This window comes from Saprospiraceae bacterium (assembly GCA_016713025.1).
Classification (GTDB): Bacteria; Bacteroidota; Bacteroidia; order Chitinophagales; family Saprospiraceae; genus OLB9.
In genome coordinates this window covers 3,129,837-3,150,686 of the sequence record JADJPZ010000004.1, presented here as the reverse complement: position 1 = coordinate 3,150,686, position 20,850 = coordinate 3,129,837, and the positions used below count along the sequence as shown (strand labels likewise).

Sequence of the window (20,850 nt, the reverse complement as noted above, 5' to 3'; positions counted from 1 at the left end):
GTTAAAATATAAGGTGCTGTAATAAAAAATGAAACAACTCATCCAAATATCTATCTTTTTGATAACTCTGATAGTAGTATCAACGGTCAAGGTATTTGGACAAGGCCAGGCCTGCATCACCTTCCACTCTGACTACTCGGGCCTCGAGTGGGATGCGGCAGAGCGTGCCCGCATCACTACGGCGGCGTGTGGTCTCAGGACGCTGATATCCGACGCGGGAGTCAGTGGCTTCAAGGTCCACACCTTCGGGTTTTATGGGTACAATCCCAATATGCAGGGCGGTACGGAGGCCGTGTGGCAGGAGTTTCTGGCATCCCATGTAGATACATCTACGCCACATCTGGCCATAGGCAAGGAGATCAATCTCGATGGCAGCTTTAAGAAGTTTTGGATCAGCTTTTCCATACCGGCATCAAGCTGTTTTACCCAGGATGATGCTGTTAAAGTTCTAAACAGGATAAAAAAGTATAGTCCTTCAGCTTCGACCAATCCATCTCCACTATCAATAATCAATGATTGTCACGCAGAAATAACAATATTATTATGCCTTTGCAATAGCCAGGATCCATCCGTATGTCTCAAAGATATAGATAGAAAACTGACCAAAGAGCTGGGCTTTCGGAAAACACAAATCGAGATTGGAAATAATCGATCCTGGGGTTTAGGCCAAAATGGCATTTATGATCATTTTGGTAAGGAAGTGATAATCGATGGGGCTGCATACTATATCCCGGAACAAGTCAATGAATCAAAAACTGAATTAGCATCTGGTATCACTATAACTAATAGTGACACAACAATCTCAGCAAGTGGTATCACCGGTTTAGTATATATTCTTGATGTAGAAAGCTTTTCGAATGGGGAATGGAATACTATGCAAAGCGCAGCCGCTAATGTAGATTATGTAGAGTGCTGGGTTGTGCTTAAGGATGATTATGGCAATTATTGGCTTTATTCTCGTTTTTCTTTCGTACCCTTTGAAGATCCCGGAGGAATTGTTGCTGCCCGTGGAGAAAATCCTACTGGTAAAAGAGGTGTAACACTCTCACCTTGGGGAGCAGCTTTAAAAATCCTTGGTAATTCAGCTATCGATGCAGTGGTTCAGGCAGTAATTATAAGATTGACTGATTCTGAAGTGAACAGTTGGGAATTGGCATTCAAAAAAGTGGACTACCTGGGTGCAGCCTGGAGTGGATTATCGAGCCTTTTGCCTTGGAAGTCAAATAAAAGTAAATTTGGAAAAGCTATACTTGATGGATTTGTAGCAGTGGCTGGCAAAGCAACCAGTTCGGGATACACTGTAAGTCAGGCTATAAAGGACTTTGTCATAGCGGCTTCTGCAAGCTTGGTTACTAGTTTTATTGGACCAATAAAAGATGCTGCAGCCCTTTATCTTGATGGTGCTTTCCGTATGATAGCTGGTACATCAGGGGGCCAAAAAGTATTTGCAAAGGCAATAGCTGCAAAATGCTTTCTTTTGGGTGGATGTTTCGTTTCAGGTACACCAGTTTTTGCATCGGCAGATGTTGGCTTGATTCCAATACCCATCGAGCAAATCAAGTTGATGGACCATGTAGTAGCCCATACAACAGTAAATGCAACTTATGGCCTCACCGCATCTACAGACATATTGTCTGATACCAATTCAAACCACAAAGACCCATACACATCAGATGAACAAAGAGAAAGAGATACTCATCAGCTCAATGATACCGACTGGTGTAGTGTGACTTTTGAGCAAGTCGGAGGACAAAGTAAGTGCCAACTCGCCTTGCACCAGGACTGGATAAAAGAAAAAGGATATCAACTAAATGATACCGTACATATGAATTTGCTGGAGCAAGGTATCTCAGGTCCATTTCATATCACGGATATCAGACACATCCTACCTCAGAAAGTACCGGAAGAAGATATAGCAGATGGATATGCTTATCGCCCTGTTACTGGTATATTTACCCATCTTTCGGATAAGGTATTGATTGTCAATTTTGAGTCTGGAGATAGCCTGGGCATCACAGAAAATCATCCTGTGTATTCTGCATCAGCTGGAGGATGGAAACATGCATTTGAGCTCGAAAAAGATGAGATCGTACTCTCTTACTTCGGACAGGCAAAAGTTTCTAAAATTACTAAATTACAAGGTACCCATCAGGTCTATAATCTGGAAGTCAAGGACTTGCATAATTTTTTGGTGGGGAATGATGGTGTTGTGGTGCATAATGGGTGTGAGAATGCTATTGAAAATTATGTTAGAAGAATTACTGGAAAGCCTGATTGGAAAATGCCAAAACCTTCTGGTTTAATACTTGGTACTAAAGCAGGATGTCCAAAATGTGCAGCTTATAAAACTATTAATGGGCAAAAAGTTTATTTTGATAGCGATGGTTTTCCATTATTTGAAGAATTTGCACCTAGGGGGTCATTAAATAATAAAATTATTAAGTTTGAAGATAATCATTTGGTAGGGTACACCACGGACACACCTTCAGGTGCAGACCTGACTTTAGCAACAAATTGGTTTAAACAGGTAAAAAGTCAATACGGTAATAATATTACTTTTTCTGGCAATCAAATAAATATTGGTGGAGTACCGCATACTTGGCATCATCATCAAGATGGTATTACAATGTTTCTTGTACCTTCATCAATACACAATTCTGTAAAACATACAGGGGGAGGAGCTATGATTAAGTACGGATTAAAGGGGGCGTTTTCTGGCCCTATATTTTAAAACAATAAATCATTATAAAAATTTATGAAAATTTTAAGAAACACTCAATGGTTGTCTGGATTGGAATTATTTGATTATAATTTAAACCAGAATTTAATATTAATTCAAGAAATAGAATCCTTTTTTAATGCGTCTTTACCAGGTTCAATTAAGCAATATTTATTACATTTTAATGCAATAAATATTATGGATATTAGCAATTATGATGAAGGTGTATCTTTAGAAGATTGTAATATTATTTTTGAAAACTCAATTAATCCTTTATTACATGAATTTAATACATGTTATAATGTTCCTGAAATTCTTAATAGACTAAAAAATTTTGATTCTGAAATATCAGAAATTTATAGATCAAATTTGATTTTGCCTATATGCCCGGGAATTCCAGCACACGATATATTTTATTCTTTTAAATCGGCTGAGTCATTTGGTAGACTTTACTATGACTATGAATACGAATTCTATACAAATAATGAGTATCTTTTTGCCAATTCAATTTGGGATTTTATTTGCAATATAAAAATAATTGAAGATAAAAATTTTTAATTTTAATTCATGTATAAATTTGTCTTTTTTTATTTTACCTCTCTCTCCCTCCGAACCCAATCCCTCACCTTTGGGTCTACCTCCTCTTTATTCCATCAGGATGCAGCATCTTGGGAGTTATCACAACCGATGATACCTACAGCTAGCAGTGATGGTAAACATGTGGATTTTTATGGTCTGACTGGGAGTAAATTACAATTGATACAATGATCGCTGGTATAAAATAAATAAACCCATACACATGAAATGAGCATGAACCATCTTTGTGGTACACAAACCTTGATGATTATTTTCATGCGAAACGTAAGTTCGATAACACCAAAGATGGAGATAAGTTATCAATTCCATCTGACCATTAAAAAACAAATAAAAATAAACACATGAAATCAATAGTCCAAATAACGCTTTTCTCCGTGATGCTTATGATAGTATCATTAGGCAGGCTATGTGGACAAGGCCAAGCCTGCATCACCTTCCACTCTGACTACTCGGGACTCGAGTGGGATGCGGCAGAGCGTGCGCGCAGCACTACGGCGGCGTGTAGTCTCAGGACGCTGATAGCCGACGCGGGAGTCAGTGGATTCATGTCCCACTCTTGTCAACTGTCACTGAACGATACTTCTTTAGAGGCTTATGATATCAGAAAAATAGGGGACAATGTCAGTTTATCCATCCCGGAGCAAGGTACCCAAGGGATATACACCGTAACAGATATCCGAAAGATCAACCCGCCCAAGATACCAACTGATGAAGATTCCGATGATGATTTTGTTTTTTCTCCCGTCACCGCTATCTTTACTCACACTTCCGATGATGTCTGGAAGCTTACATTTGACAATGGAGAAGATGTAGAAGTAACATCGATGCATCCATTTATGGATGCTGACACAGATATGTGGAGGCCGGTGGCCTGGCTCAATGCCGGAGATGTAGTCAAAACCAAGTCCGGAATTGCTGCACTTACATCCAAAGAAAAGCTGGAAGGCACACATACCGTCTATAACTTTACAGTCGATGCTACCCACAATTATCTAGTAGGTAATGCAGGGTATTTGGTTCATAATAGCTGTGGGGATCTGGATAAGCTTGCCAATAAGTTTTTAAGCAATTTTAGTAAAACACTCAAAAAAGATCAAATTGCAACTTGGTGGGCAAAGGGTTTTCCTGGTTTTTTTAAAAGAGGTACATTTTTCGAAAGATTGATGGCAAAAGCACCTTTTTATGATGGTTGGGAATTAACTCATCATAGTTTTAAATTAGTAGATTTTATAAAACGTTCTGGAGGAAAGTTGAGTGTAATTAGTATGAAAACTACAAACACAACTAACGTAACAACTTGGATTAATAGTAATAGGAAGCACCTTGAAGAATTGGCACAAGGCACCATTAGGGATTTGCCAGGTAGCCCTGTTGCAAATATTAAGCAATTAGATGTATATGTGAAAGCAACAGATTGGAATGAGTCGCTAAGAGACATTTGGGCTCTTGAAATAACAACTCAATTTAAAGGGATATCATCAGTAAGGTTTACAACAATGGAAAAGGCACTCAATATTAATTAATTATCGGAAAATGGAATTATACATCAAAACAAAAGAAGGAATTTCCAAAGATAATTTTGTGAAAATAATAGAGTCTAATAAAAGTTTTATTAACGCTATTGATTGTGAAATACACAGTTCAGAAAATTTATTTAATGAATTTAAAAATATAGTACTAGGACAGAAAGTAAGAAGAATCGAAAATGTAAATGGTTTTGATAGAGTTGTAAATTTTTCAAAATATGAACAACTAGTAACTGAAGGGAAATTGGAAAGTGAAGGTTCTAAATATATTCAAAATGAGAAAAATAAACTTAGTAACAGGTATTATTTTACTGATCATATTATAGATTTTAGTTTTTTTATATCATACATTGATTCTGAAAAAAGTATATTTATTATTTTAGATAATTCTTTTTCATTCAATCCTATTGCAATATGTCATTCTTTAGCTGTTAAGTTAAATGCAGAATTATATTTTTATTTAAACAATTCCGATAAAGTAATCATTACTGCATCCTACCTCGAAGCCCTACGAATCAAAGAAGAAAATCGAGGTATCAAACTCACCAAGGAGCAGAGTCATGTGTTGGAATCTATCGAAGATCAATGCCGATGGTGGTATCTTCCCACAAATGACATACCCAAAATACTGAACATCCTCGGCATTCAACCAAACATAAAAGAAGGAGACATCACCACCATCATCGACGATGTACAAAGAGAAAATAAAGTCGCCATCGCTACCTTTACTGGCCATACGATCATCTTTGGATTTAATGCGCCTTATATCTCCTACTCTGATCTCCAGACTTATCTGGCTGAAGAAACACAACAGACGCCACATCTGCAGGACATACTCAACAAACTCAGCAAAGCATTTGGCACGGCCGCATACTTTGAGTACAACAATGATGATGAGCTGATAGCTTCACTCGCCTGGTCATCAAAAGGCAAATTTGTCTATGGTCGCTTTACTTCAGAAGGTGAAGGATATGATGTCTTTGGCACACAAAAGAAAACCATGGATGTCAACCAAAAAACCATCATCAAAACAGCTAAAAAGCTGGGCATGACACCGGAAGACATCCTCACAGGCATCATGAAACAAAAAATGCCCGTCCGGTATTTTGTTCAGCCGCACTGGTATATAGAGTCACGATTGTCCCGAAAACATTGATTACTTTATAACTAAATAAAATTTTGAAAATATGAAAATCCACCAAACCCTATCACTCTTGATCATCACCCTCTCCCTCCGGGCGCAATCCCTCACCTATGGCTCGGCAACGACACTTTTCGATCTGGAAACATCACATACAGGTATTTCACAACCGATGATACCGGTACTCAACGCTGATGGCAAGCATTTGGATTTCTACGGACTCTCAGGCAAGAAGTATAGAAAATATCTGTACGGATCAGGCAACTATCCCGGTACAAACTTCTCCCTTTTTACTGACTTTGATATCATCATCGATGCCCATGACTATGATGGGGATGGCATGGTGGACATCGTCACAGAGAGCGATATCTTCAGAAGCAAAGCCAGCAATGTATATGAGCGCGTGACATTTGCATCTTTCAGTGAGGATATAGAAGGAGTACTGGACTACGATGGTGACGGCCGGCGCGATGTCCTTGTCACTATGGATGATGGATTTTCAAACGCAGAAAATATGTTTATCTATCGCAACAAAGGAAATTTTACCTTCGAGAAGATCACAGTAGAGCAAAAAAAGCGCCGATATGCTACTGTCTTTACTGCCGACTTAAACGGAGATAAAAGAGATGATATCATCGCAAGTACAGGCAGTGACGGCATCCCTTTTGTTGTATTTATATCCAAAGCTGATGGTACTTTTACTACCCGTGAGATCTTGGGCGGTGACAATTACTATCGTTCGCATACGCTGAGCGCACGGGATATGGACAAAGACGGAGATCTCGATCTGGTAGTCATGGATTTTCAGAAGGGGCTGCGTATGATAGAAAACCGTGATCAGTTTGCCACTACAGCAATAAGATCCGCTGTCAGCCTGGACAATGTCACCAATGGTCTCCTGGTCCACTGTGATGACATCAATGGTGATGGCTGGCCGGATATGATCGTAGCTACCCTGACAGCAGCATCACTTACGATCCATGTGGGTAAGGGTACCGGACCTTTTCAGTTTGAAGCCTTAAAGGAGGTAGCAAAAGCGCTGGGAGGTTCCACAGGTGGCTTTGCTCCACGCGGCCTGGCAGTCTCCAGGATCCTGTACACCAGAGACATCAATGCCGATGGTAAAAAAGATATCATCCTGACATCCGGCTTTGATAAGGAGCAGAAGGCCTGGCTCAATACCTCAGTGCTCAGCAGCCATCAAGAGATACCCTCATCTGATATCACCTTGTTTCCCAATCCTGCGGGCCAGTTTTTGTATTTTGGCAATGATGATGCCATAGATGTCTCCGTTTATGACATCAAGGGAAGCTCTTTATTGCAAAAGCGCATCCTGCCTCATCAGCCCCTTGACATCCATATCTTAAAAAACGGAGCCTATATCGCCTACATCAATGACGAGCGAGGAAGGTCATCAAGTTTAAAATTTTTAAAAGAATAAAAAAAGATAGAGAGTAGGTTTATTTCAGTTGGCGGCACGGGACATAATTCATTTCAGACATTAATTTGTGTTTAACAACTTTGGTCATCGACTTCCCCATAAAATTTTAATTTGCAGTAGTTACACCATAATTATTCAATAAGTTATTTAACTTTACCGCGGGTACTTAAAAAGCATTGTCTCATTTTGAAACATTAAAACCAACATCATGCATTTAGCCACTTTAGATTGGGTCGTTATAGCGTTATTTTTTATACTGACTATGGTCATTGGTCTTGCCGTATCAAAGACTGCAGGCAAAAACAGTGCGGAGTTTTTTCTCGGAGGCAGGAGTATGCCATGGTGGCTGCTTGGTGTATCCATGGTCGCTACTACTTTTTCTGCTGATACGCCCAATCTGGTGACAGATATAGTACGTAATAACGGTGTAGCCGGAAACTGGGCCTGGTGGGCTTTTTTGCTGACCGGAATGCTGACGGTATTTGTATATGCCAAGTTGTGGAGACGGTCAGGGATCACAACTGATCTTGAGTTTTATGAGTTGAGGTATAGTGGGGCAGAAGCCCGGTTTCTGAGAGGATTCAGAGCCATATATCTAGGTGTATTTTTTAATGTGATGATCATGGCAACTGTGATGTTGGCAGGCATAAAAATTGGTGGCATATTATTGGGATTATCACCAATGACCACCGTACTCACTGTGTCAATCATTACTGTCATTTATTCCTCAGTAGGAGGTTTTAAAGGTGTCATCTACACTGATTTTTTTCAGTTTGTACTGGCCATGATAGGTATGATATGGGCTGCTATTTACATTGTCAATATGCCAGAAATAGGAGGATTAAACAATTTATTAGCTAATCCTGCTGTACAACCAAAGCTTGGTTTTTTACCCGACTTCAATAATATGGAAGTCTTGGTTCCTCTTTTTATTGTCCCTATCGCTGTGCAATGATGGAGTGTGTGGTATCCCGGTGCCGAGCCTGGTGGAGGCGGATACATTGCTCAACGTATGTTATCAGCTAAAGATGAAAAAAATGCGATCACTGCAACCCTGTTTTTTAATGTAGCACACTATGCACTCCGGCCATGGCCTTGGATTTTGATAGCGCTTGCTTCTATCGTTGTTTTTCCGACATTAGAATCCATCCAGACAGCATTTCCCAATATGGATGCCAATTTTGTGAAAGACGACCTTGCATTTTCCGCGATGTTGTCTTATCTTCCTACCGGTTTGTTAGGCATAGTCATAGCAGCCTTGATTGCTGCATTGATGTCCACGATCAGTACGCATCTCAATTGGGGTAGCTCATATGTCGTCAATGATTTTTATCAGAGATTTATCAAACCTAAAGCAGACCAAAAAGAATTGGTTTTAGTAGGTCGTGTTTCTACAGTGATTTTAATGATACTTGCTGCCATTTTTGCTTTGTTTTTAACCAATGCATTGCAGGCATTCAACATACTTCTTCAGATAGGAGCAGGCACGGGATTATTATTTATACTCAGATGGTTCTGGTGGCGGGTCAATGCTATGAGTGAAATCGTGGCCATGGTGGTTTCATTTATTGTTGCACTCATCATGGAACTAGTGGTGAAAGATCAGCTGCTATCTCACGAAAAACTAATACTGGGTATTGCCATAACAACAGTAGCATGGATTCTGACAGCGCTTTTCACAAAACCTACCAAATCAAGTACTCTTATTAATTTCTATAAAACAATACGTCCACATGCTATGGGATGGAAACCCGTGATCGATAACGGTATGGCAACGGGTATTATCACCAATGAACATACAAAAACAGGTAGGTTAAGTTCTGAAATCCTGATGATGGTATTAGGGTGTCTTGGGGTCTATGCTTTACTGTTTGGTATGGGTTATTTGATTTATGGTCAAACTGCTAATGCATTGATGGCAACATTGGTTGCAGTTGCTTCAGCCCTTTTGCTTCGTAAACTTTGGTCAGGAATCAATGTAGATTAGTGATTAATTTTGACATTGGATGGGATTAACTCTGATCATCGTGATGGTATGTACGGCATGCCTGACTTTAAGTTATTATGGATTACTGTTGAGAGGCTTTTTGAAAGAAAGGAAAAATTCAATTTCATCTTTCAACCCTGAACAATATCCATCGGTCTCTGTCATTATCGCCAGTAAAAATTCCGGAGATCAAATCTACCATCTTGTCCAAAAAATTTTAAAGCAGGATTATCCCTCCTTTGAAGTCATTGTCATAGACGATTTCAGTACGGACAATAGTATAGAAAAACTCATTGCTATACAGGATGAAAATCTTGTACTTTTGAAAGCAAAGCATGATGCGCCGGGGAAAAAAGCTGCTTTGAGTCAAGCCATTGCTTCATCAAAATATCCGATTCTGCTCTTTACTGATGCCGACTGTGTGCCTCAATCTGATAAGTGGATCAAAAAGATGGTTGACACCCTTCTTAGGACTGAGGACAAAGCAGTGGTTTTGGGTTATGGTCCTATATTTCCTTACGACAATATTTTATCCAGATTTGCAAGATATGAAACATTTTTGACAGCATTTCAATATATGGGTTTTGCAGGTGTTAGATTGCCATATATGGGTGTGGGAAGAAACCTGATGTATAAGAAGTCAGTGTTTGAAAGCGCAGGAGGATTTTCAGCACATCATCATGTAGCCTCAGGTGATGATGATCTTTTTGTTCAGTCTGTCGTCACCGGAAGCAATGTTGCAGTATGTACAGATCCTGATACTTTTATGTATTCTGAAGGTAAGAATAGTATAAAAGATTTTTTGATGCAAAAAGGTCGCCATATCTCTACATCAATATACTACAAGCCAATAATAAAGCTGCTGTTGGGTGTATTTTCTGCTACTCATATATTATTTTATCCAGCATTGATTTTGGTTTTGATGATTTACCATCAATGGGTCATCATTGCATTTGCGATTTTCTTAATTAAACTGGCAGGACAAATTTTGCTGAGTCGCATAGCCATGAAACGTCTTGCCGTCGGTGATTTGCTTGTTTGGACGCCATTTTTGGATTTTCTTCTCTTTGGTTATTATATATCGGTATCCATATTTGGATTATTCAGGAAAAACAGATGGTGAGTATGTTTTTAAATGATAAAATTCAAAATGACTGTAAAATGGTAGCTTTAAACAAGAATGATTCCGTAAATTTGCGGTCTTAATAAGAATTTGTATGCAAATGATCAATATTACGCTGCCTGATGGAAGTGTGAGACAATATCAAAAGGGAGTTACTTCAATGGGCATCGCCCTTTCTATAAGCGAAGGTTTGGCCCGAAATGTACTGGCAGCATCAGTAAACGGAGAGACCTGGGATGCATCCAGAGCTATTGAAGCAGATTCAAATGTAAAATTATTCACCTGGAACGATAAAGAAGGAAAGGCTACTTATTGGCACTCCTCAGCGCACCTGATGGCGGAAGCACTGGAGCTGCTGTATCCTGGTATAAAATTTGGGATCGGACCCGCTATAGACAATGGGTATTATTATGATGTAGATACAGGAGATACGGTGCTGACTCCGGCTGACCTGCCTAAGATAGAAGAAAAAATGCTCGAGCTTGCAAGAATCAAAAGTCAGTATATCCGCAAAGATGTAAGTAAAAACGACGCTATAGCTTATTTTACAGAAAAAGCGGATGAATACAAACTTGAACTCTTAGAGGGTCTTGAAGATGGTAACATTACTTTCTACACTCAGGGCAATTTTACAGATCTGTGCAAAGGACCTCACATCCCCGATACTTCTTCTATTAAGGCTGTGAAAATCATGAACCTTGCCGGCGCATACTGGCGTGGAGATGAGAAGCGCAAACAGATGACCCGGATTTATGGCATCACTTTCCCAAAAGCAAAAGAACTTACTGATTATCTCGAACTGCTTGAAGAAGCCAAAAAGAGAGATCACAGAAAGCTTGGAGCTGAACTGGAGTTGTTTATGTTTTCCGAGAAAGTAGGGCAGGGGCTTCCCATCTGGTTGCCTAAAGGAACCCAACTGCGCGAAAAATTGCAAAATTTTCTGAGAGTAGAACAGGAGAAACAAGGATATCAGATGGTAGTGACACCACATATCGGTAGCAAGAGTTTGTATGTTACTTCAGGACACTATGCCAAATATGGGGCTGACAGTTTCCAACCCATCCACACGCCCAAGGATGGTGAAGAATTCCTCCTTAAGCCGATGAATTGCCCTCATCACTGCGAGATCTTCGGAAACAGGCCGAGATCATACCGCGAGTTGCCCATGCGTATCGGTGAGTTTGGTACTGTATATCGGTACGAACAGAGTGGTGAGTTGCATGGATTGTCGAGAGTACGTGGATTTACTCAGGATGATGCACATATCTTCTGTACGGTAGATCAGGTCAAAGGGGAATTTCTCAAAGTACTTGAATTGACACAGATGGTCATCCGCAAGATGGGTTTTGACAATTTTACAGCACAGATATCTCTTCGCGATCCTGAAAAACCAGAAAAATATATCGGGTCAGACGAAAACTGGAATGCGGCTGAAAAAGCCATCATAGAAGCTACCGCCGAGGTGGACATGGAGACTACCACCGTGCTCGGTGAAGCGGCTTTTTACGGACCAAAACTCGATTTTATGATCAAAGATGCATTGGGCAGATCATGGCAGTTGGGCACGATACAGGTGGATTATAACCTACCAGAAAGATTTGAGTTGGAATACATCGGATCTGATAATCAAACCCACAGACCTGTCATGATACACAGGGCTCCATTCGGATCAATGGAGCGATTTATTTCGATACTCATAGAGCATACTGCCGGTAAGTTTCCTCTATGGTTGACTCCCGATCAGTTTGCTATTCTGCCTATTTCTGACAGATTGTTGCCATATTGCGAAGAGATCAAAGCCACCCTTGCCAAACATGATATCAGAGGTTTTATAGATGACAGGGCAGAGTCCATCGGTCGTAAGATCAGAGATACTGAACTGAAAAGAGTGCCGATCATGTTGATCATAGGCGACAAAGAAGCAGAAAACCAACAAGTATCAGTAAGGCGTCAGGGTCATGGTGATGTAGGCGCTATGGATATTGATACATTTATTAAGTATTTTGAAGCGGAGTTGGAGAAATAGTAGGCAGATAGTGATTATTGGATACTGACACTTTTCTTTTTGTAAGAAAGTAACATGCGTTATTTAGCTGTGCCATACTAACAGTATTTGATGTCATTAGGGCTTGCTGATACGAATTTATATATATGGGAATAAATTTTTTATAAGAATATTTATTTAGATAAATGGGTGTAGGGGTTTTTAATTAGTGTTTGCTGAATATATTATATGTTGCTGAATTTCAATATTTTATTCAATTATATTTTTATACAAGTGCAAGGTTTTTTGATGTATAATGAGTAAAACCTTTGCACTTTGATTTAACATTGTCCTATGCGGACGGCAGTCACTTTTTTGCATCTTTTGCTCTCACATATTCCTTTGGAATGCTTACCCAGAAAAAAAGTAACCCAAAAACGCTAGTTCAAAAAAAGGTAACTGAATGGTGCAGCTTTGCTGCATTTGAGTGATACGAAATCACTCAAAAATAAAGGCACTGATCTAAACTTAGATCAGCTAGTATTGATGACCGTTTGCTCTCAAAGCGGCCCGTCCCTTTCGGGTTCCTTCACTTCTCGCATTGTCATGGCCCACCCATCCGTTTCACGGTTCTCTACGTCAAAGGCACATGCCTTTGGTACTTTGTACTTTACTTCGTTCAGCTTACAGGATCGTTCAGTCTTATGCTTTTTCTATCGCAATTTGTACATTTTTCCTAATATTTGTGTTTTTTATGCGATAGACGCATTTGCGATTTTTCGTTCTCTTTCGCTGTTTTTTGAACGTGAGTAACTGAGATATTCTCTGTTCCATATATGCTTTGCTTATTCAGTTGATACTACAATGATCTAGACGTTTACGTAGCTACACCTTATTTACTGAGAATGATGAAAATCATCCGTTAAAATTTGTATATTTCGGAACATTTTAGTTGTTTTGCAATTATTAGTACGACAACTAAATATTGTAGTAAGTTATCAAAGACAGTACGATGAAAATAAAATCAAAAAAAGTATCCAAACGACAGGAAGCCCTTGGCTTTGCTGTGGAAAAGACAGTCAAAATGATGCGTCTTACCTTCAACCGATTATTGCTCCTACATCCTGAAGCAGATGTGACTGTAGATCAATGGATTCTGATCAATATTCTGAATAAATACGGCAATCTGAGTCAGCAGGAACTCGGAGAACTTACTTTCAAAGATGCACCTACTGTCACCCGAATGATAGACCTTATGGTGCTGAAAGGTATGGTGACAAGATTGTCTGATATAAAAGACCGAAGGAAGTTTGTCATATCTTTAACTGAATCCGGAGAAAAATTATTTAAACTTACGGAAACCGTTGCCAGAGAATTCAGGGCTTCGGCCTATGATGATATTTCTGATGAAGAACTGGAGATATTGGACAGCATCTTAAAAAAAATATTTGATAATCTCTCAAAACAAAATTGATATGCATTACCACTCCATGGGACAGATACCTCACAAGAGGCATATTCAATACAGAAAGCCTGATGGCTCACTTTACCATGAGCAATTGTTTTCTACGGAAGGGTTTAGTGATATGTACTCGATTTTGTATCATAATCATCCGCCAACGATGATCACTCAGGTGGGTGAACCCATCGACGTGAAGCCCGTGACCATCCATGACAAACAGCTCAAGCACCGCAGTTTGAAAGGATTTGATATCTCACCCGAAGAAGATTATTTAGACAGCAGAAAACCTGTATTAGTCAATAGTGATTGCCGGATAATTTTATCTGCTCCTATGTCCGGAACGATGGATTATTTTTATAAAAATGCAGATGCCGATGAATGTATATTTGTACATGAAGGTACCGGTGTACTCAAAACCATGTATGGAGATATCAGGTTTGAATATGGTGATTATCTGGTGATTCCGAGGGGAACCATTTACCAGCTGGAATTTGATACATCGGCCAACAGGTTATTTATCGTAGAGTCAACATCACCTATCATCACACCAAAAAGATACAGGAATGCGTTTGGTCAACTTGCCGAGCATGCTCCCTATTGTGAAAGAGATATCCGAAAGCCCGGTGTACTCGTCACTTACGATGAGAAAGGAGATTACCTTCTTTATATCAAAAAACAAGACAACCTCTACCCTTACCATTATAAAGCCCATCCCTTTGACGTCGTCGGTTGGGATGGGTATTTATATCCTTATGCATTTTCGATTCACAATTTTGAGCCTATAACCGGTAGGGTACATCAACCGCCTCCGGTGCATCAGACATTTGAGACCAGGAGTTTTGTGATCTGTTCATTTGTCCCCAGGATGTATGATTATCACCCATTGGCGATTCCCGCACCTTACAATCACAGCAATATTGATAGTGACGAGGTGTTGTATTACGTGGATGGTGACTTCATGAGTCGCAAACATGTGGAAAGAGGGCAAATCACCCTGCATCCCGGAGGCATACCACACGGACCTCATCCCGGTACAGTGGAAAAAAGCATTGGCCAAAAGGAAACCAAAGAGCTTGCCGTCATGGTAGATACTTTCAGGCCACTCCTCATGACCAATCATGCTGTAAACATCGAAGATGAAGATTATGCATTGAGCTGGATGTAAAGACCGACCCAATAATTATTGAATAACCTAATCAAAAAATAAAAATGAATACTTCAGCAATTTTTCAATCCAATACAGATAAAGATACATTTCCGATCAATGGAACAGACTTTATTGAGTTTTATGTGGGGAATGCCAAACAAACAAGCTTATTTTACCAGCATTGTTTTGGTTTTGAACTGATAGCCTATAAAGGTCCTGAGACAGGTTCAAGAGACGTAATTTCTTATGTCCTGCAGCAAGGTAAGATAAGATTTGTCATCACTTCTGCTCTGAATCCTGACCATGAAATACTTCGTCATGTAGCTCAGCATGGTGATGGTGTCAAAGTGCTTGCTTTATGGGTGGACAATGTGAGTGATGCATACCATAAAGCCATAGAAAGAGGCGCAGAGAGTGCCTTTGAACCTTATAAAGCCGAAGATGAAAACGGATATGTGATACTGGCAGGAATTAAAACTTATGGTGAAACGATTCACACATTAGTCGAAAGATCCGCATATCACGGCGCATTTTTGCCTGGTTATGCACCCAAAAAGAGTCCTGTCAAAATCAATCCGCTTGGCTTTAAATATGTGGATCACTGCGTAGGCAATGTTGAACTCGGCGATATGAACAAGTGGGTTAAATTTTATGAAGATGTCCTGGGATTTAAGTTATTGGTGACATTTGACGATAAGGATATTTCAACAGAATATACAGCATTGATGTCAAAAGTGGTCAGCAATGGCAATGGATACATAAAATTCCCCATCAATGAGCCTGCAGATGGCAAAAAAAGTCTCAGATCGAAGAATATCTTGATTTTTATGGCGGAGCAGGCGTTCAACATATTGCCATAGCTACCGAAGACATTGTCCACACTGTAGAATCATTGAGAAACAACGGTATTGAGTTTTTGTATGTTCCTGATAATTATTATGATACAGTTCTCGAGCGTGTAGGAGATATCAAAGAAGACATTGAAGATCTCAAGCGTATGAATATACTCGTGGACAGGGATGAAGAAGGATATTTGCTTCAGATATTCACAAAACCGATTCAGGACAGACCTACTGTATTTTTTGAAATCATAGAAAGACACGGGGCTAAATCTTTTGGAAAGGGCAATTTTAAGGCATTGTTTGAAGCAATAGAAAGGGAGCAGGAGTTGAGAGGGACATTGTAGGATGTTTTATTGAATGAATGGAGGCTGTAAAATATTTTGTGTAAACAAAACTTCAAAGAATTATGGCTGAATCAAATTATCCTCAAAGATAATTAAAATTTCATTATGAGTAATATGCCAGTTATGAATTGGCATTGTCCATTTAACTTGAATTTGCTGAATAGCAAGATATACAGATTTCAAGGCTGCCTGATCATTTGGAAAAAGTGTTTTGGTTTTGGTAAATTTTCTGATGGCTCTGTTGGAGGCCTTCAATGGTATTAGTGGTATACATAATTTTACGAATGTTAGTAGGATACTGAAACATGGGAGATAGATTTGACCAGTTTGCTTCCCAACTTTTAATGGCATAGGCATATTTAGACCCCCATTTTGCTTTAAAAGCTTCAAAAGCAATGAGAGCAGTTTCCATATTTAAAGCGGCATAAACAGTTTTTAAATCAGCCAGGAAGGCCCTTCTATCTTTCCATGGGACAAACTTCATAGAGTTTCTGATTTGATGAACGATACAAAGCTGGGATACGGTATCGGGGAAAGCAGTTTGAATGGCCTGAGTGAATCCTGTAAGATTGTCAGTGCATGCAATGAGCATCTTTTTAACGCCCCTGTCTTTGAGCTCATTTAAGACAGAAAGCCAAAACGCGGCAGACTCGTTGGCGCTCATCCAGATGCCCAAAACTTCTTTGATCCCATTGGTTTTCAGTCCTATAACGATATAAATACTCTTGTTGATGATTTTATTATCCTGCCGGATTTTAAAACAAATACAATCCATCCAAACGATGTAATAAGTATTATCCAAAGGTCTGTTTTGCCATTCCTGGATAGCCGGAATCATTTTGTTTGTAATATCTGAAACAAAGGTTTTAGAAACGTCTAAGCCATAAATTTCCTGAATTTGAGCTGTTATGTCATCGGTGCTCATACCTCTGCTGTAAAGAGATGTAATGACAGATTCTACTTTCTCAGTGGTAGTTTGGCCCTTGGGAACAATGATAGGCTCAAATTCACCGTTACGATCCCGTGGAATATCCAACTCTACCTGTCCTTGTGTAGTGCGTATCTTTTTCTTATAAGACCCATTCCGGGAATTACCTGAATTAATCCCATCGGGCGAGTGTTTTGAATAGCCTAAATGATGACTTAGTTCAGCTTTTAAAAGTTCTTGAATGCCATCTTTGTAAAGACCATTCATAACATTGTCAAAATCATTAAGAGACTTGACATCCTGAAGAAATTCAGAGAGATTAAGATTAAATTTGTTACTTTGCATAACTATTAAATTTGTTAGGTTAAAAAATGTGTCTGTACTTGGTCGCACAAACATATTAAAAAATTTTCCATCTGTGGGGGGTACCCCCCACAGATGGAAGCCTAACTCCTTGATACTAGTTTACACAATCTTTCTTACACTCCCTTTATATTATATTTTATTATGTTATTAGATTAGTAGCGTTAATCATAGTTATCTAGTAATTGTATTTGAATATTTATCCACTCCCATGTACTAACATCTCTTAACTTAATTAATTCTACTTTTTTATTTGGAAATTTATTTATACAGAGATTAAAAAAATCTTTATAATTACTTTTCTTAAAGTTTTTTATAAAATTTTTATTCCCATAACCACCATATAACCATATTATTAAATTATCCTCGTCAATATGTTCAATAATATCGTTCGCAAAAAGTATTGTTTCTTCGGAACCCAACTCTTTCATACTCCAAAGTGCTAATCCTATAATAGTTTCATCATGCTTATTTAATTTTATTATTTTAATTGCATCTTCTTTAAAGCATTCAGAGTAACTTGTCATATTAGCAAATTCAGGATAAGTAAATGGCTGTTCTGACCAAGTTAAATCAACTACTCTTTTACGTGTGGCATATAATATTTCATCGTAGTTAATGTTATTTTTAATACTATAACAATCATCTTTCGAATTTGAACAACTACAAATGAAAATAACAAAATAAAATACATTTCTCATTTAAATAAAATTTAGTTAAGGTCCAACATATCGTCTATAAACAGCTTTATCACCAGTACGAAATCCCCAATTATTTTGGACAACTACTTTCGCATTTGCACTAATTGTATTACGATAAGCCCTTGCCCCTGTAACAATCCCCACATGACCTGAATAACCATCCCCACCTGGCATTGGAATAGCGATTACATCACCTGGCTTAGGATAACTAACAACCTTCCAACCTGGAATTTCATAACTAGGGTCTGCCCATTGTCCAGCTAAAACTGGACCAAATACATCATCTACAAATGGAATGAGAGTACCCGTTGGATTCATCAAGTTTGGTTGACCGTCATCAACTCCTGCTTCCATATGGACATCATAAACAAATTTATTACACTTGTTAGTGTTGCTTCCAAATTGATCTTTTTCAGCCTTAACAGCCCAATCTTCAGAACCTACATAGGATTTTGCTATTTCTACAATTTTCTTTCTTATTGCAATAACCCCTTTAGAAACATGTTCTGCCAAATGATTCAAGCTAGTAGATATCAACCCAAAAGTAGCCCCTTGATAGAAATCACCTCCTACCACCGCTGTTCCCACACCACCCGATAATGTACCGCCAATGAGTGTAGCAATCTTACCACCTCCCAGACTCTGGACACTTGATGCCGTCACTGAGCTGGCAAACCCAGAAACGAAGCCAGTAGCAGGGTTGCCACCTTGCACCATATTAAATAATGCCCCTGAATATCCATGCATCATTCCTTGGATACGTCATAAGCAAAACCTATTGACAATGATTTTGGGTTAAATAAAAGGGTCTCAATTATAGTGCCTGAAGCAGTTACTTCTGATTTGCTGAATAAACCAAACAGGAAATGATCATAGTTGAGTGATATAGTAGATTTTTTACTGATTTGAATGTTTGCACCCAGCATTCCGCCCAATCCTAATTGTGTCGGCCTTTGCAGATCAAGGCCTAGTGATCCTTTTGGTCTGAACCAGCCTTTGGGATATATATACATAGCATGAACATTAACTCGTGTAAAAATTACGGATTCAGGTTGATTTCTTGAATTTACAAAATCCCGTACTCCAACCGCCATTCCGATTCTCATTCCTATATGGTCATTTACTCTGGGAAATTGTAAGTATATATTTCCACCAAAGTGAATCACCGGATTGTCATGATTTCTGGGAGCATCTATACCGTGTTTCATGAGTATGACTGCAGGCTCAATTATTGTTCTGGATTTGGGTGTCGGATCTATAAAGACATAGCATTTTTCATCAGGGCAGACTTCATTATGATAAAATTCAAATAATTTAATCAGGTTATTTTCGCCGGGCTTCTCAATAGTTTTTATTTTTTTCAGCGTGTTTGGACCATCCGCCATATACGATGATAAAATTCCAAAATGCTCTGTGGACTTTCTCAGTTTATAGTTTACATAAACAGTAGACGTGGATCTTTCGATACGCTCTGAGTATTTAATTTCTCTCAGACCTAAGCCTTGTTTATTGATAAAAAACTTAAAAACACCTTCCTGATTTTTATAAGAGTATAGACTGACTTTGCTTTCAAAAAGAATATTCAGGAAAAGTGTATTGTCCCCAATCCGGAAACGTGTAAATCGTCTTCCACCTGAAATCCCAAATCCTTCAATATCATCTACATGGTAGATACTAACAGTTCCTGCTGATTTTCTGAAGGTGATTTTTTTTGAAAAATCGTAAAGCTGCAGCTCTTCTATTTGTCCGCGTATAGTATCATTTGACAAAGTGACAATATAGCCCGATTTAAAAACAGATTGACCTTCAATTGTTGATAGAAGTAAGATACACAATGAAACTGTTGAAAAGTAATAGTTACAAGTTTTCATAAGGTTCATTTTTTTTCATTCATTTGATTTGGTATTTGTTTACTTATTTTGCCCCTTATGCTGCCAGCAAAGTCCATTTTTATTATCTGTAAACCTTCCGCATCGTTTACCATCTTTTGAGAGTCCCTTGCACTGCACCATATTCTGAGCTTTCAGGCACTTTTCAGCGCCGCCTTGCATCGTTACTTTATACAGTGTGCCCTGGGTACTCACAGCCGTAAATTTTCCATCCTGTGGGATTTTCACCGGTTTCAGTGGACTGACATCAAAGTGTCCGTCAGGAAAGCTGAATTGCGTCACCTGATTGTCTTTTACTTCGGCAATGATGGTCAAAGATGCATTTTTTTTAGTGACTGGCTGGACAAACTGCACCTTGGCACAATAGTTACCATCGGGTGGTCCTTTTTTGCAACCGGATGTTATCAAAAACAGAGGTAATATACTCAATAGCCGCATCCTGAAGATCAACCTAATATTCACAATATCATCAATAAATAAACTACAAATATAATGCATCGTAGTAGAAAATTATTAAGATTGATCATTGCAAATGAAGAAATTTCACAAGCAATCCAAAATTAAAATTCTAAAAACCTCCATCTGCATTGTTTGATTTCTAAGTATTATTTTGGAAAAGAAGGTCTAAAGAGCTAAACAATCTTGGTGAAGTTAGA

13 protein-coding genes and 3 pseudogenes are annotated in these 20,850 nt (G+C 38.8%); 11 read left to right on the top strand and 5 right to left on the bottom strand.

Features of this window, described 5'->3' with window-relative positions; all coding sequences use genetic code 11:
• Nucleotides 1-28: 28 nt before the first annotated feature.
• From IPK35_19740 to hppD, 11 genes and pseudogenes are all read left to right on the top strand, one after another.
• On the top strand, nt 29-2,731 hold the full coding sequence (locus IPK35_19740; GenBank protein ID MBK8055436.1) for an HNH endonuclease: 2,703 nt from the start codon (nt 29-31) through the stop codon (nt 2,729-2,731).
• 24 nt (nt 2,732-2,755) lie between these two features.
• Complete coding sequence (locus IPK35_19735; GenBank protein MBK8055435.1) at nt 2,756-3,277, top strand: hypothetical protein; 522 nt, start codon at nt 2,756-2,758, stop codon at nt 3,275-3,277.
• Between the two features lie 380 nt (nt 3,278-3,657).
• Nucleotides 3,658-4,839, top strand: coding sequence for a hypothetical protein (locus tag IPK35_19730; protein ID MBK8055434.1), 1,182 nt, complete (start codon nt 3,658-3,660; stop codon nt 4,837-4,839).
• A 10-nt stretch (nt 4,840-4,849) separates the two neighbouring features.
• The gene (locus tag IPK35_19725) at nt 4,850-5,998 is read left to right on the top strand and encodes a hypothetical protein (GenBank protein MBK8055433.1); all 1,149 of its coding nucleotides are present in this window, start codon (nt 4,850-4,852) and stop codon (nt 5,996-5,998) included.
• 31 nt (nt 5,999-6,029) lie between these two features.
• Nucleotides 6,030-7,424: a T9SS type A sorting domain-containing protein gene (locus IPK35_19720; GenBank protein MBK8055432.1), complete on the top strand. Its 1,395-nt coding sequence runs from the start codon at nt 6,030-6,032 to the stop codon at nt 7,422-7,424.
• 208 nt (nt 7,425-7,632) lie between these two features.
• Nucleotides 7,633-9,411: pseudogene (locus tag IPK35_19715) on the top strand (Na+:solute symporter).
• Nucleotides 9,412-9,430: 19 nt separating this feature from the next.
• Entirely contained in the window at nt 9,431-10,534 is a 1,104-nt protein-coding gene (locus tag IPK35_19710) for a glycosyltransferase (protein ID MBK8055431.1), read from the top strand.
• Nucleotides 10,535-10,634: 100 nt separating this feature from the next.
• Nucleotides 10,635-12,560, top strand: coding sequence for a threonine--tRNA ligase (gene thrS, locus IPK35_19705; GenBank protein MBK8055430.1), 1,926 nt, complete (start codon nt 10,635-10,637; stop codon nt 12,558-12,560).
• Nucleotides 12,561-13,530: 970 nt separating this feature from the next.
• The gene (locus IPK35_19700; protein MBK8055429.1) at nt 13,531-13,992 is read left to right on the top strand and encodes a MarR family transcriptional regulator; all 462 of its coding nucleotides are present in this window, start codon (nt 13,531-13,533) and stop codon (nt 13,990-13,992) included.
• Between the two features lies 1 nt (nt 13,993).
• Nucleotides 13,994-15,145 (top strand): homogentisate 1,2-dioxygenase, encoded by a 1,152-nt coding sequence (locus IPK35_19695; GenBank protein ID MBK8055428.1) that lies wholly within the window; start codon nt 13,994-13,996, stop codon nt 15,143-15,145.
• 44 nt (nt 15,146-15,189) lie between these two features.
• Nucleotides 15,190-16,313 (top strand): annotated as a pseudogene (hppD, locus tag IPK35_19690) (4-hydroxyphenylpyruvate dioxygenase).
• A 60-nt stretch (nt 16,314-16,373) separates the two neighbouring features.
• On the opposite strand, the pseudogene IPK35_19685 reads toward hppD, so the two are convergent.
• From IPK35_19685 to IPK35_19665, 5 genes and pseudogenes are all read right to left on the bottom strand, one after another.
• Nucleotides 16,374-17,586: pseudogene (locus IPK35_19685) on the bottom strand (IS256 family transposase).
• A 182-nt stretch (nt 17,587-17,768) separates the two neighbouring features.
• Nucleotides 17,769-18,305, bottom strand: coding sequence for a hypothetical protein (locus IPK35_19680; GenBank protein ID MBK8055427.1), 537 nt, complete (start codon nt 18,303-18,305; stop codon nt 17,769-17,771).
• A 15-nt stretch (nt 18,306-18,320) separates the two neighbouring features.
• Complete coding sequence (locus tag IPK35_19675; protein MBK8055426.1) at nt 18,321-19,055, bottom strand: CHAP domain-containing protein; 735 nt, start codon at nt 19,053-19,055, stop codon at nt 18,321-18,323.
• Nucleotides 19,052-20,176, bottom strand: coding sequence for a hypothetical protein (locus tag IPK35_19670; GenBank protein ID MBK8055425.1), 1,125 nt, complete (start codon nt 20,174-20,176; stop codon nt 19,052-19,054). The genes IPK35_19675 and IPK35_19670 overlap by 4 nt, the downstream gene beginning before the upstream one ends.
• A 39-nt stretch (nt 20,177-20,215) precedes the next feature.
• The gene (locus IPK35_19665; GenBank protein ID MBK8055424.1) at nt 20,216-20,692 is read right to left on the bottom strand and encodes a hypothetical protein; all 477 of its coding nucleotides are present in this window, start codon (nt 20,690-20,692) and stop codon (nt 20,216-20,218) included.
• Between the last annotated feature and the right edge of the window lie 158 nt (nt 20,693-20,850).